The following is a 12,303-nucleotide window of genomic DNA, read 5'->3' as shown; positions in this document are numbered from 1 at the left end:
CTCATATGCGAATCAAGTCCGCATTGGCGGCGGCGGCCGTCGTCGCTCTCGCCGCCGCGTGTGGCAGCAGCGGAGGAGGGGGCGGTGGAGAGGCCGCCTCCTCCGGCGAGCCGGTGAAGCTCAACTTCCTCAGCCTGGCCTGGCAGAAGGAGTCCGTCGCGGCCAACAATCAGCTCGTCGAGGAGTGGAACAAGGCCAACCCGAAGATCCAGGTCACGTACGTGCAGGGCAGCTGGGACAACGTCAACGACCAGCTCGTCACCCAGTTCGCCGGCGGCACCGCGCCCGACGTGATCCACAACGACTCGCCGGCGCTGGCCGGGTTCGCCTCCGACGGCTACCTGCTCGACCTGACGAGCAAGCTGCCCGCCGACCTCAAGGGCGACATCCCGCAGTCGGCCTGGGACACCGTCACCTTCAACGGCGGCAAGGGCGAGCAGGGCGTCTACGGCGTGCCGTTCCTGCAGGAGTCGCAGGTCATCATCGCCAACAAGAAGCTCCTGGACGCCTCCAAGGTGCGCGTCCCGACCGCGGACAACCCGTGGACCTGGGACGAGTTCTCCGAGGCCGCCAAGAAGATGACCAAGGGCGGCACGTTCGGCGTGGCCTGGCCGATGAAGTCGCCGGTCAACAAGACGCTCAACCTGGCGCTCAACTTCGGCGGCACGTTCTTCCAGACCACCGACGGCAAGACCACCGTCAAGGTCGGGCCGGAGGAGCGCGAGGTGCTGCAGCGCATCCACGACCAGCTCTACAAGGACAAGTCGGCCGACCCGGCCGCGCTCGGCCAGGGCACCGCCGACCCGCTGCCCGCCTTCTACAAGGGCAAGTTCGCGCTGCTGCCGGCCGGCGTCTACCTGCGCCAGCAGGTCGCCGAGCAGGCCCCGGACGACTTCGACTGGGTGACGCTGCCCGCGCCGAAGGGCACCAGCGCCCAGCAGGGCGCGGTCTCGCAGACGCTGTCGATCGCCCAGGACAGCAAGCACCCGGACGAGGCCATGAAGTTCATCTCGTTCTTCCTCAACGGCGCCAACCAGGCCAAGCTCGCCAAGGGCGACTGGCTGCTGCCGACCTCGCAGACGGCCGCCGCCGACCCGGCGATGACCACCCAGGAGAACGGCTGGGACGTCGCCACCGCCTCCGCCAAGAACCTGGTCGTGGCCCCGTTCCTGAAGGTGAACGGCTTCGACGAGTGGAAGAGCAAGGTCGCCACGCCGGTCCTCCAGGAGTACTTCGCCAATAAGATCACCATCGACGACGCGGCCAAGCGGCTCGTCGAGGACGGCAACCAGGTCTTGGAGCGGTACCAGCAGTGACTCATCGCCTGAGGGCCCGGGGGTGTCTGCTCGGCCTCGCGGCCGGCGACGCCCTCGGGGCCCCCGCCGAGAACCTGTCGCCGTCGGAGATCCGGCGGCGGTGGGGCCGGCTCACCGAGATCGAAGGGGGCGGCACCGACGACACCGAGTACGCCATCTTCGCCGCCTCGCTGCTCGTCCGGCACGGGCACGCCCTGACCGCGGCCGACGTCGCGCGGGCGTACCGGCGGGAGATCATCCCGTCGGTGACCGGGCCGATGCGCGGCGCCGGCTTCTCCGAGCTGGGCACCATCGAAGCGCTTCGCCGGGGGCTGGAACCCCCGCTGACCGGACGCGTCCACCAGCACGGCTGGTCCGACGGCCTGGCCATGCGGGCGGCCCCGTACGGGATCTTCTGCCCCGGCGACCCGGCCGAGGCCGCCCGCCTGATCGAGCAGGACGGGCTGGTCAGCGGGTCGGGCGAGGGCATACTCGGCGGCCGCGCGGTCGCCGGGGCCGTGGCCGCCGCGATGGCGGGCGGCACGCCCGCGGAGGCGGTGGCGGCCGCGCTGTCGGTGATCCCCGCCGACTCCTGGACGGCCCGCGCGATCGTCAGGGCGCGCGACGTGCTCGCGTCCGGCGCGGGCGACGACCTCGCCCTGATCGAGGCCCTGCACGAGGCCGTCGTGGTCAGGCACTACCCCTGGACCGACCTCGCGCCCGAGGCCGTCGCGCTGGCGCTGGGCGCCGTCCTGGCGGGCGGCGGCGAGCTGGAGGCGACGGTGACGTTCGGGGTGAGCCTGGGCAGGGACGCCGACACGATCGGCGCCATCGCCGGCGCGATCGCCGGCGCCATCCAGGGAGAGCAGGGCGTGCCCGCCCGATGGGCCGCCCAGATCGGCCCGGTGAGCGGGAAATGCCTGCCCGTCGTGGCCGGAAGACACGTGCTGGACGTCGCCGACGAGCTGGCGGAAGGACTGTAGATCATATGTCGGGGGACAGAATCAGGGGGGCCTTCATCGGGCTCGCCGTGGGCGACGCCGTCGGCTGGCCCGCGGCCAGGCACCGCGCCGCCCTGCACGCGCCCTGGAGCCGGCGCCTGCACCGCGAGCTGGACGCCTTCGCCGAGGAGCACCGGGTCACCACGCTGCCGGTGCCGTTCGCGCTCAACCAGCCGATCGCGCCGCTGGCCGTCGGCCCGTCCGACGACGCCGAATGGCTGGCCTGGACGCTGCTGACGATCGACCGGCCGCGGGCCGCGGCGTTCCGGGAGCTGACCGACGTCCGGGCGCGCATCTCGGTGGCCACCGCGCTGGACAACCTGGCCAGGGGCCTGGAGCCGCCGGCCTCCGGGCACGACAACCCGCACCACTTCGACGACGCCGCCGCCGTACGGGCGGTCGCGTTCGGAGCCCTGGGCAAGGACCCGACCGAGGACGCCCAGGTGACCAACGCGGGCGACGGGCTGCTCGGAGCCCAGGCCATGGCCGCCGCCGTCGCCGCGGCGGTCGCGTCGGGCTCTGTGGGGGAGGCCGTGGAGGCGGCGCTCGCCGTCCTGCCCGAGGACACCGCCATCGGGCACAACGCCCGGGTGGCGCTGGCCGCGGCCAGGAAGGCCGGCGACCCGTTCGGCGCGGTGCCCGCGCTGGACGCCGCGCTGCTCGACCACGTCTACAGCTACGGCGTGGGCGCCGCCCAGACGGTGCCCGTCGCCCTGGCGCTGGCCGAGGCGGCGGGGGGCGACCTCGCCCGCGCCGTCCCGGCCGCCGCCTGCCTGTCCGCGCTGGCCGACTCGGCGCCCGCGCTGACCGGCGCACTGGCGGGGGCCGCCAGTGGGTACGGCGCGATCCCGGAGGGGTGGCTCGCGCCGGCCCGCGCGCTGGCGGGCTGCTGCCTGCCGTCGCTGGCGGGCAAGGATCTGATCGAACTGACGAAGGGAATCGCATGACGCCGCTTGAGGACAGGGCCACTGGCTGCGTGGCGGGGGCGGCGGTCGGAGACGCGCTGGGCGGCGCCACCGAGGGCTGGACTCCCGAACAGATCGTGAACAGGTACGGCGGCCGGGTCGAGGGCATCGTGCCGCCGTACAACGAGGACTGGCGCAACGCCCGGCCGATCGCGCCGTACCACAAGGGCGACGGGCACATCACCGACGACACCCTGATGACGCACGCCCTGATCCGCGTGTACGAGAAGGTCGGCGGGCACCTGGGGGCGTACGCCATGGCCGACCACCTCGTGCCGGAGCTGATGGGCGAGCGGCGGTGGATCCCCGAGCTGGAGGCCGAGGCGCTGCCGCTGCACCGGATCTTCCTGGCCGAGAAGTGGATCGTGGCCCGCCTGCACTATGGGCACGTCGACCCGCGCGAGGCCGGCGTCGGCAACATCGTCAACTGCGGCGCGGCCATGTACGTCGCGCCCGTCGGCATCGTCAACGCCGCCGACCCCGACGCCGCCTACGCCGAGGCCGTCGACCTGGCCGGGGCCCACCAGTCCAGCTACGGACGCGAGGCCGCCGGCGTGATGGCCGCCGCCGTCGCCGAGGCCATGCGGCCGGGCGCCACGGTCGACTCCGTGGTCGCCGCCTGCCTGCGCCTGGCCAAGGACGGCACCCGCGCCGCCATCGAGGCGGTCTGCGAGGCCGCCGCCGGGGTCGGCCACTGGGAGGGCTCGTTCGAGACGCTGCGCGCGGCCGTACGGCCCTTCGACACGGTCGCCGACACCTACCGCGACCAGGGCCTCGGCGCGCGCCGGCCGAGCCGGGTGCACAGCATCGAGGAGCTGCCGCTGGCGCTGGGCTTCCTGGTCGCGGCCAAGGGCGACTTCCGCGACACCGTGCTCGGCGGCGTGAACTACGGCCGCGACGCCGACTCGATCGCCTCCATGGGCGGAGCGATCGCGGGCGCCCTCGGGGGGCTGTCCGCGGTGCCCACGCAGTGGGTGGAGCAGATCGGGGCGGCCAGCCGTACCGACCTGGTGGCGCCCGGCCTGGCCATCGCCGAGGTGGCGCGCCGGGTGCACGCCGACGACCTGGCGCGGCGGCGCGCCCACGAGACCGCCTTCGCCGAGCTGGACGCGCGATGATCAGGCTCACCTGGGTGCAGCCGGAGGACCTGGTGGGCCACGAGCTGCGCCAGGCCGCCGAGGACGGCAGGGGCGACCTGCCGCAGGTGCGCGAGCTGGCCGGACGCTGGCACGCGGCGGGCGGCCACGACGCCCCGCCGCGCGCCGGCGCCTCCGAGGCCGCCGCCGCCCGGCTGCGTCCCCTGGCCGAGAGCCTGCTGGACGAGCTGGCCGCGATCCCGTCGCCGCTGGCCGAGCCGTCCGAGCTGGACGCCATCGTCGCCGCCTGCCCCGGCTGGCCCTCGTCCGGGACGGCCGCGAAGGCCGACCCGGCGCGGCTGCTGGGCGCCTGGCAGGGACGGGCGGCCGGATGCGTGCTGGGCAAGCCGGTGGAGAAGATCCCGCGCGAGGGCATCAGGCAGATCGCCGAGGCCACCGGCAACTGGCCCGTGACCGGCTGGTTCACCGCCGAGGGCCTGCCGGAGGAGATCGCGCGCAGGTGGCCGTGGAACCGGCGCAGCGCGGTCAACTCCCTGGCCGAGAACATCGACGGCATCCCCGAGGACGACGACCTCAACTACCCGCTGCTGGCGCTGTCCGTCCTGGAGCGCCACGGCCGCGGCTTCACCACCGAGGACGTCGCCAAGCTGTGGCTGGATGAGCTTCCGGCCGGCCGGACGTTCACCGCCGAGCGGGTCGCCTACCGCAACCTGCTCGACGGCTTCGAGCCCCCGGAGACGGCCACCCGGCGCAACCCGTTCCGCGAGTGGATCGGCGCCTTCATCAGGACCGACGTCTACGGCTGGGCCAACCCCGGCGACCCCGCCGCGGCCGCCGAGCTGGCCTGGCGCGACGCCCGGCTCACCCACACGGCCAACGGGATCTACGGCGCGATGTTCGTCGCGGCCATGTGCGCCGCCTCGCTGGTCGCCGGTTCGCCCCGGGAGGTCGTCGAGGCGGGCCTGTCGGTGGTGCCGCCGAGCTCCCGCCTGCACGAGGCGGTCAGCCTGGCCGCCGCCGACGCCGGCCGCGAGCCGGACTTCGAGCGTGTCATCGACCTGCTGCACCAGCGGCATGGCACGCTGCACTGGGTGCACACGATCAACAACGCCGCCCTGGTCGCCGCCACCCTGATCCACGGGCGGGGCGACTTCACCGCCACGATCGCGGGCGCGGTCGCCGGCGGCTGGGACACCGACTCGGCCGGGGCCACGGCGGGGTCCGTCGCGGGCGCGCTGAACGGCGGCGTGCCGGACCGCTGGCTCATGCGCGACAGCCTGTCCAGCAGCCTGACCGGCTTCGACGGGGTGGGGCTCGGCGAACTGGCGCGACGTACTCAGGAGATGATGGCGTCATGATCTCGGTTTTCGGCAGCGCGAACATGGACCTCGTCGCGTACGTATCTGAAGCCCCCAAGCGGGGTGAGACGGTCACCGGTCACTCGTTCCGGACCGTGCCCGGCGGCAAGGGCGCCAACCAGGCCATCGCCGCGGCCCGCGCCGGTGCGCAGGTGTCCTTCCTCGGCGCGGTCGGCGACGACGGCTTCGGCGCCGAGATGCGCTCCACCCTGGCCGAGGCCGGCGTGGACGTCCACGGCCTGCGCGAGGTGCCCGGCCCCAGCGGCATCGCGCACATCGTGGTCGACGACGCCGGCGGCAACTCGATCATCGTCGTGCCGGGCGCGAACGGCACCGTGACCGGGCCGTCCGGCGGCGACCTGGCCACGATCGCCGGGTCGCGGGCCCTGCTGCTCCAGCTCGAACTGCCCATGGAGGCCGTCGTGGCCGCCGCGGAGGCGGCCCGCGTGTCCGGCGTGCCCGCCGTCCTGACCCCGGCGCCCGCCCAGCCGCTGCCCGACGAGCTGCTCGACGCGGTCACCATGATCGTCCCGAACGAGCACGAGGCCGCCGACATCACCGGGCAGGCCGACCCCGAGGCCGCCCTCGACGCGCTCCTCGAACGCGTCGAGGAGGCCGTCATCACGCTGGGCTCGCAGGGCGCGCTCTACGGCTCCCGCTCGGGCGAGCGGCTGCGGGTGCCCGCGATCAGGGTGAAGGCCGTCGACACGACGGCCGCCGGTGACACGTTCGTGGGCGCGCTGTCGGTGGCGCGGGCCGAGGGGCTGGCGCCGGCCGAGGCGCTGCGGTTCGCCTCGGTGGCGGCGGCGCTGTCGGTGCAGCGGGCGGGCGCCAGCACGTCGATGCCGGTCAGGGCCGAGATCGAGGACGCCCTGCGGAAGCTGTCCTAGCCCGTCCCTTGACGTCCGGCCGGGCGTCAAGGGACGCCGTCACGGGCAGGTGGGGGCCATGAGCGAGCAGCCCGACGACCTGCCCGAGGCGGTGGGCCACGCGAGGCGGAAGCCCGACGACCTGCCTGAGGCGGTGGGAGGCGTGGAAGGGGAGACCGACGTGGTCGCCGAACGATCCTTCTCGGGGTCGCCCAGGACCCGCCGCCCCGTGTCCGCCGACCCGCCGGACGAGCAGGAGGAGCCCACCCCGGAAGAGCCGCCCGAGGAGGACGACGAAGGCGAGGACGTCATCCGCCCCGACGCCGGCCCCACCTCCTGACCGCACCCGCCGCACCCGCCGCACGGTCTGCCCCCCGGTCCGTCGCCGCGACGGGCCCGGTCCGCCGGTCGGCGGTCACCGGCCGCCCGGGGTCGTGTGCAGGCGGGCGAGGGTCTGTTCCAGCTCGGCCGCCAGCAGGTCGCTCGCCGCCGTCGCGTCCCCGTCGCGGACCGCCGCCACGAGCGCGGCGTGCGTGCCGTGCCCCGGGTTGCGGTCGTGCTCGCGCAGCCCCAGCAGCTCCACCATGTCGATCAGGCCCTCCCGCAACGCCGGGGCGAACTCGGCGAACAGGTCCGTGAGCACCGGGTTGCCCGCCGCCGCCACGACCGCCGCGTGCAGCGCGATGTCGGCGTCCACGAAGGCCGCGTCGTCCCCGCCGGCCGCCTGCTCGCGGGCCTGGAGCGCCGCCTCCATCGCCGCCACGTCCTCGTCGGTACGCCGCGCCGCCGCCAGCCTGGCCGCCTGCGTCTCGACCATCATGCGGACCTCGTACACGTCGGTGATCGCGGCCCGCCGCAGCCGGGCGGGCCAGTCCTGGACCGGCTCCGAGGCGATGACGAACACGCCCGAGCCCTGACGCGCCCGCACCAGCCCGGCGCCGGCCAGCGCCCGCAGCGCCTCGCGGACCGTGGACCGGCCCACCCCGAGCGTCTGGGCCAGCGCGTTCTCGCCGGGCAGGCGGGTGCCGACCGGCCAGTGGCCTCCGGTGATCTGCTCGCGCAGATGCTCGACGGCCTGGTCGACCAGGGGGCTGCGGCGGAGGGCGCCGAGCGGCATGTGTACCTCTCAGGTTGTCTGAGGACCTGTGTTGTGGTTAGTGTAGCCGCCATGTCGTCGTACGGTCTCCTTCTTCTCGGCCGCCGCGGCGGGGCCTGACCGGACCGGCACCCCGCCGCGGCGTGCGAGGTGCTGCCGGTCGTCCGATCGCCGAGAAGGAACGAAGACGTGTACGAATGGAACCGGCAGCGCCCCAGCGCGATGCCCTCCCACCGCTACCGGCCCGCCCACGAGCGGGTCGAGGTGCCCGTGGCCGGCGAGCGCGCCTGGCCCTCGCGCCGCATCACCAGCGCCCCCCTCTGGGTCCCCGTCGACCTGCGTGACGGCAACCAGGCGCTGGCCGAGCCGATGGACCCGGCGCGCAAGCGCCGCCTGTTCGACCTCCAGGTGCGGATGGGCTTCAAGGAGATCGAGGTCGGCTACCCGTCGGCCAGCAGGCTCGACTTCGACTTCCTCAGGGAACTGGCCGAGCCCGGCGCGGTGCCCGAGGACGTGACCGTGGTGGCCTTCACCGCCGCCCGTCAGGACCTGATCGAGCGCACCTTCGAGTCGATCCGCGGCCTGCCCGACGTGGTCGTGCACCTCTACACCGCGACCGCGCCCGTCTGGCGGGACGTGGTGCTCGGCCGCGACCGGGACGACCTGCGCAAGCTCGTCCTGGACGCGGCCGGCCAGGTCGCCCGCCTGGCCGAGGGGCTGCCGGTGCGCTTCGAGTTCTCGCCCGAGGTGTTCAACCTCACCGAGCCCGACTACGTGCTGGAGGTCTGCAACGACCTGACCGCCCTCTGGGACGCCTCCCCGGACCGCCCGGTGATCCACAACCTGCCCGCGACCGTCGAGATCTCCACCCCCAACGTGTACGCCGACCAGATCGAGTACATGCACCGCCACCTCGACCGCCGCGACTCGGTGATCCTGTCGGTGCACCCGCACAACGACCGCGGCACCGGCGTGGCCTGCGCCGAGCTGGCCGTGCTCGCCGGGGCGCAGCGGGTGGAGGGCTGCCTGTTCGGCAACGGGGAGCGCACCGGCAACGTCGACCTGGTGACCCTCGCGCTCAACCTGCACTCCCAGGGCGTCGACCCGATGATCGACTTCTCGGCCGTCGACGAGGTCCGGCGCGTCGTCGAGCACTGCAACCGCCTGCCCGTCCACGACCGCCACCCCTACGCCGGCGACCTGGTCTACACCGCCTTCTCCGGCACCCACCAGGACGCCATCGGCAAGGGCCTGGCCCACCACGTCGCGCGGGCCGCCGAGCTGGGCGTGCCGCCGGAGCTGGCGCCGTGGGAGGTGCCGTACCTGCCCATCGACCCGGCCGACGTGGGGCGCGGCTACCAGGCCGTCATCCGGGTCAACAGCCAGTCGGGCAAGGGCGGCATCGCGTACCTGCTGGGCGCCCGCCGCGGGCTCGACCTGCCGCGCCGTCTCCAGATCGACTTCTCGGCGGCGGTGCAGCGGGCCACGGACGACAGCGGCGAGGAGATCACCGCCGACGAGCTGTGGTCGCTCTTCCACGCCACCTACATCGCCCCCGGCGAGCGCGGCGGGTTCGTCTCCTGGCGCACGGCCGAGACCGCGCCGGGGACGCACGAGTTCGAGGGCGTGCTGGAATCCGGACGGGTGCTGCGCGGCACCGGCAACGGGCCGCTGTCCGCGCTGACCGCCGCGCTGGCCGGGGACGGCGTCGAGGTCGACGTCCTGCACTACGCCGAGCACGCCGTGGACCCGGGGACGGGCAGCAGCGCGGTCGCGTACGTGGAGGCCCGGGTCGGTGGCGTGATCGGCTGGGGCGCCGGTCAGGACACCTCGGTGCTCACCGCCTCGGTACGGGCGGTGCTGGCCGCCGTCGACCGGCTCAGTCCGTCAGGTATCTGACGCATTCGTCCCGGTAGTGCAGGGTCCTCGACCGCAGCCGCTTCGGGTCGGCCAGGACGGCCCTGGAGACCGACGGGACGACGGAGCCGCGTACCGGGGCGAACAGGCGGGCCACGTCGGCGGGGGAGGCGCCCTGCGCGCCGAGCCCCGGAGCCAGGATCGGCCCGTCGAGGCCGACCAGGGAGTGGTCGAGCGCGGGCAGCGTGGCCCCCATCACCACTCCCACCGGCCCGAACGGCTCGTGGCCCGCGTTCGCGGCGGCGGCCCCGGCGATCACCAGGTCGGCCACCCGCTGCTGCAGCCCCGCCGCCGCCGGGTTGGAGGTGCGGGCCAGCACGAAGACCCCGGCGTCGTTGGCCACCGCCGAGGTGATCGCCACCTCCAGCGAGCCGAACCCCAGGTAGGGGCTGAGCGTCACCGCGTCGGCGGCCAGCGGGCTGCCCCGGTCGAGGTAGGCCTCGGCGTAGGCGGCCATCGTGGTGTCGACGTCGCCGCGCTTGACGTCGAGCAGCACCAGCGTGCCGGCCTCGCGCAGGTCGGCGATGGTGCGTTCCAGGACGGCCACGCCGCGGCTGCCCCAGCGCTCGTAGAAGGCCGACTGCGGCTTGACCACGGCGGCCACGTCGCTGATCGTGTCGGCCACCGTGCGGCTGAAGCGCTCAAGGCCGCCCGGTGAGTCGTCGAGGCCCCAGGCGTCGAGCAACGCCGGGCTCGGATCGATGCCCACACAGAGCGGGCCGAATTTGTCCAGCCTGGCACGCAGGCGTGTGCCGAACGACTCGTTCATCTAGGCCCCCTTGCGACCCCAACGCACACTAACCCGCCGCGGCTCGAATCCGGTAAGCATCGGCCCCGGATGATATGGCTCGGGTCGCGGGTCTTCCGGAAGCGGGCGCCGGGGTAGATGATGCGACATGTACGAGATCGCCCAACGAGTACTGGTGCTGGAGACCGTGCCGCTGCGCGAGGTGGTCGTCACCGTCGGCGTGCCGTACGAGGAGGCGGGGGAGTGGTCGTGCCCGTACCGGATCGACGGGCTGGCCGGATGGGAGCACGAGCGCAGGGCGACCGGCCGCGACGCGCTGGAGGCGGTCGAGGTGGCGCTGGCCATGGTACGGGCCGCGCTGGCCGGCTCGCACGAGGCCAAGGAGGGCCTGCTACACCCGGACGACACCCCGCCGGACCGGCAACGCACCCAGACCGTGTACGTCAACTGGGACAAGGACCGAGACATCGCCTATATCGCGATGAAGCATGAAATAGTGCCAGGTGAGGCGGTACGACAGACCGTGTCGGAGGACGTCGTCCTCGACTACGGCGCCTCGGGCGAACTGCTCGGCCTGGAACTCCTCAACGCCGCCACCCGCCTCCCCTCCGAGATGCGCCTCTGAAGGGCCTGCCCGCAACGCCTGAAGGGCCTTCGTTCAGGAGGGCCGCGACGCCGCTCCGAAGGGGCTCAGCCGGTCAGCAGCCAGCGCCAGCGGGGCAGTTCCAGCACCACGGTGACCATCGCCAGCACCGTGACCACCGCGGCCACCGCCGCGTGCCAGGCCACCCACGCCGCCGCCACCGCCGCCACGAGCTGGAGGGCCACCAGCGCCACCGTCACGAACCCCGGCACGGCGACCACCACGCCGCGCTTGTCGCCGGGTGTGGCGAACACCGTCGGCAGCCCGATCAGCACCACCACCGACAACACGGCCGCCCACACCGACCAGGAGGCCAGCGCCCACGGCGTCGCCACCCAGGCGACCAGCTCGGACGCGAACCGGAACACGGGCGCGAGCCCGTCGGCCGGCCGCGGCCCAGATCGGGCGAAACGCCCCGAAGGAGTAGACACGAGGGCACCCTACTCCGCGGGCCCCCGCACCCCAGGCCCTACCGTAGGTGACGTGACCCCCGCCACCCGGCCCCGCATCGTGGCCACCGACCTGGACGGCACCCTGCTGACCTCCGCCGGGATCATCTCCCCGCGCACCGAACAGGCCCTGGGCCTGGCCCGCGACGCCGGAGCGGAGATCGTCTTCGTCACCGCCCGGCCGCCGCGCTCCGTCCACGCCATCGCCGGGCAGGCGGGCCTGACCGGCCTGGCGATCTGCAGCAACGGCGCCCTCCTGTACGACCTGGCCGCCGCCGAGATCGTCGCCAGCCGCACGATCGAGCCGCGGGCCGCCAGGAAGGTCGCCGACAGCCTGGCCGCGGCGCTGCCCGGGGCGGCCTTCGCGATCGAGACCGGCACGGGCGTGCTCACCGAGTCCGGCTACACCAGGCGGGTCGCGCACGACGTCGAGCACTACCGGGAGGTGGCCTCGGCGTGCGAGGCCGGCGAGCCGATCGTCAAGCTGCTGGTGCTCTCGCCCGCGCACACCGCCGACGAGATGTCCGCCGTCGCCGCGGCGGCGGTCGGGGAGCTGGCCGAGGTCACCCACTCCGGCGTGCCGGGGCTCCTGGAGGTCAGCGCCCTGGGCGTGACCAAGGCGGGCATGCTGGCGGAGCTGTGCGAGGAGCGCGGGGTCGAGCCCGCGCAGGTGGTGGCGTTCGGCGACATGCCCAACGACCTGGCCGTGCTGGCCTTCGCCGGGGCCGGTTACGCGATGGCCAACGCGCACCCGCTGGTGCTGGCCGCGGCCGGGCACCGTACGTCCTCCAACGACGAGGACGGCGTGGCCGAGGTCCTCGAACGCCTCTTCGGCTGACCCGGCCGGACCCGGCGCCCGCCCGCC

At 74.1% G+C, this 12,303-nt stretch carries 13 protein-coding genes; 10 read left to right on the top strand and 3 right to left on the bottom strand.

Going from position 1 to position 12,303, the window contains the following annotated elements; translation table 11 throughout:
* The first annotated feature begins 5 nt into the window (after positions 1 to 5).
* From ABZ815_RS40420 to ABZ815_RS40390, 7 genes are read left to right on the top strand one after another with little or no spacing between them, the layout of a single operon-like run.
* Positions 6 to 1,316, top strand: a complete 1,311-nt coding sequence (locus ABZ815_RS40420; RefSeq protein WP_357706636.1) for a sugar ABC transporter substrate-binding protein — start codon at positions 6 to 8, stop codon at positions 1,314 to 1,316.
* Positions 1,313 to 2,278 (top strand): ADP-ribosylglycohydrolase family protein, encoded by a 966-nt coding sequence (locus ABZ815_RS40415; RefSeq protein WP_357706634.1) that lies wholly within the window; start codon positions 1,313 to 1,315, stop codon positions 2,276 to 2,278. Before ABZ815_RS40420 ends, ABZ815_RS40415 begins: the two co-directional genes overlap by 4 nt.
* Before the next feature lie 5 nt (positions 2,279 to 2,283).
* The gene (locus ABZ815_RS40410) at positions 2,284 to 3,243 is read left to right on the top strand and encodes an ADP-ribosylglycohydrolase family protein (RefSeq protein ID WP_357706632.1); all 960 of its coding nucleotides are present in this window, start codon (positions 2,284 to 2,286) and stop codon (positions 3,241 to 3,243) included.
* Positions 3,240 to 4,379: an ADP-ribosylglycohydrolase family protein gene (locus ABZ815_RS40405; RefSeq protein ID WP_357706630.1), complete on the top strand. Its 1,140-nt coding sequence runs from the start codon at positions 3,240 to 3,242 to the stop codon at positions 4,377 to 4,379. Before ABZ815_RS40410 ends, ABZ815_RS40405 begins: the two co-directional genes overlap by 4 nt.
* Positions 4,376 to 5,716 (top strand): ADP-ribosylglycohydrolase family protein, encoded by a 1,341-nt coding sequence (locus tag ABZ815_RS40400; protein WP_357706629.1) that lies wholly within the window; start codon positions 4,376 to 4,378, stop codon positions 5,714 to 5,716. Before ABZ815_RS40405 ends, ABZ815_RS40400 begins: the two co-directional genes overlap by 4 nt.
* On the top strand, positions 5,713 to 6,606 hold the full coding sequence (gene rbsK / locus ABZ815_RS40395) for a ribokinase (protein WP_357706628.1): 894 nt from the start codon (positions 5,713 to 5,715) through the stop codon (positions 6,604 to 6,606). The genes ABZ815_RS40400 and rbsK overlap by 4 nt, the downstream gene beginning before the upstream one ends.
* Positions 6,607 to 6,664: 58 nt before the next feature.
* Complete coding sequence (locus ABZ815_RS40390; protein ID WP_357706626.1) at positions 6,665 to 6,925, top strand: hypothetical protein; 261 nt, start codon at positions 6,665 to 6,667, stop codon at positions 6,923 to 6,925.
* A gap of 75 nt (positions 6,926 to 7,000) precedes the next feature.
* Here the strand turns inward: ABZ815_RS40390 and ABZ815_RS40385 are convergent, their stop codons facing one another.
* Positions 7,001 to 7,702 carry an FCD domain-containing protein gene (locus ABZ815_RS40385; protein ID WP_357706624.1) on the bottom strand — a complete coding sequence of 234 codons (702 nt, stop codon included), beginning with the start codon at positions 7,700 to 7,702 and terminating at the stop codon, positions 7,001 to 7,003.
* A 201-nt stretch (positions 7,703 to 7,903) separates the two neighbouring features.
* Between ABZ815_RS40385 and ABZ815_RS40380 the strand changes: the two genes are divergently transcribed.
* The gene (locus ABZ815_RS40380) at positions 7,904 to 9,580 is read left to right on the top strand and encodes a 2-isopropylmalate synthase (protein WP_357706757.1); all 1,677 of its coding nucleotides are present in this window, start codon (positions 7,904 to 7,906) and stop codon (positions 9,578 to 9,580) included.
* Here the strand turns inward: ABZ815_RS40380 and pyrF are convergent.
* Positions 9,561 to 10,367 carry an orotidine-5'-phosphate decarboxylase gene (gene pyrF, locus ABZ815_RS40375; RefSeq protein WP_357706623.1) on the bottom strand — a complete coding sequence of 269 codons (807 nt, stop codon included), beginning with the start codon at positions 10,365 to 10,367 and terminating at the stop codon, positions 9,561 to 9,563. The two genes, ABZ815_RS40380 and pyrF, sit on opposite strands and share 20 nt — an antisense overlap.
* Before the next feature lie 127 nt (positions 10,368 to 10,494).
* On the opposite strand from pyrF, the gene ABZ815_RS40370 reads away from it, so the two are divergent.
* Complete coding sequence (locus tag ABZ815_RS40370; RefSeq protein WP_357706622.1) at positions 10,495 to 10,971, top strand: DUF2283 domain-containing protein; 477 nt, start codon at positions 10,495 to 10,497, stop codon at positions 10,969 to 10,971.
* A 65-nt stretch (positions 10,972 to 11,036) separates the two neighbouring features.
* Here the strand turns inward: ABZ815_RS40370 and ABZ815_RS40365 are convergent, their stop codons facing one another.
* Positions 11,037 to 11,420 carry a hypothetical protein gene (locus tag ABZ815_RS40365; protein WP_357706620.1) on the bottom strand — a complete coding sequence of 128 codons (384 nt, stop codon included), beginning with the start codon at positions 11,418 to 11,420 and terminating at the stop codon, positions 11,037 to 11,039.
* Positions 11,421 to 11,472: 52 nt separating this feature from the next.
* On the opposite strand from ABZ815_RS40365, the gene ABZ815_RS40360 reads away from it, so the two are divergent.
* On the top strand, positions 11,473 to 12,276 hold the full coding sequence (locus ABZ815_RS40360) for a Cof-type HAD-IIB family hydrolase (RefSeq protein WP_357706619.1): 804 nt from the start codon (positions 11,473 to 11,475) through the stop codon (positions 12,274 to 12,276).
* Positions 12,277 to 12,303: the final 27 nt, after the last annotated feature.

Origin of the sequence: Nonomuraea sp. NPDC047529, from assembly GCF_040642995.1 — a bacterium.
Lineage (GTDB): Bacteria > Actinomycetota > Actinomycetes > Streptosporangiales > Streptosporangiaceae > Nonomuraea.
This window is presented reverse-complemented; position numbering and strand designations above follow the sequence as displayed.

Excerpts from the sequence above, each read along its gene's own strand:
- ABZ815_RS40420 (WP_357706636.1), top strand. The coding sequence starts at position 6 with ATGCGAATCAAGTCCGCATTGGCGGCGGCGGCCGTCGTCGCTCTCGCC.
- ABZ815_RS40410 (WP_357706632.1), top strand. The coding sequence starts at position 2,284 with ATGTCGGGGGACAGAATCAGGGGGGCCTTCATCGGGCTCGCCGTGGGC.
- ABZ815_RS40405 (WP_357706630.1), top strand. The coding sequence starts at position 3,240 with ATGACGCCGCTTGAGGACAGGGCCACTGGCTGCGTGGCGGGGGCGGCG.
- ABZ815_RS40400 (WP_357706629.1), top strand. The coding sequence starts at position 4,376 with ATGATCAGGCTCACCTGGGTGCAGCCGGAGGACCTGGTGGGCCACGAG.
- rbsK (WP_357706628.1), top strand. The coding sequence starts at position 5,713 with ATGATCTCGGTTTTCGGCAGCGCGAACATGGACCTCGTCGCGTACGTA.
- ABZ815_RS40390 (WP_357706626.1), top strand. The coding sequence starts at position 6,665 with ATGAGCGAGCAGCCCGACGACCTGCCCGAGGCGGTGGGCCACGCGAGG.
- ABZ815_RS40385 (WP_357706624.1), bottom strand. The coding sequence starts at position 7,702 with ATGCCGCTCGGCGCCCTCCGCCGCAGCCCCCTGGTCGACCAGGCCGTC.
- ABZ815_RS40380 (WP_357706757.1), top strand. The coding sequence starts at position 7,904 with ATGCCCTCCCACCGCTACCGGCCCGCCCACGAGCGGGTCGAGGTGCCC.
- pyrF (WP_357706623.1), bottom strand. The coding sequence starts at position 10,367 with ATGAACGAGTCGTTCGGCACACGCCTGCGTGCCAGGCTGGACAAATTC.
- ABZ815_RS40370 (WP_357706622.1), top strand. The coding sequence starts at position 10,495 with ATGTACGAGATCGCCCAACGAGTACTGGTGCTGGAGACCGTGCCGCTG.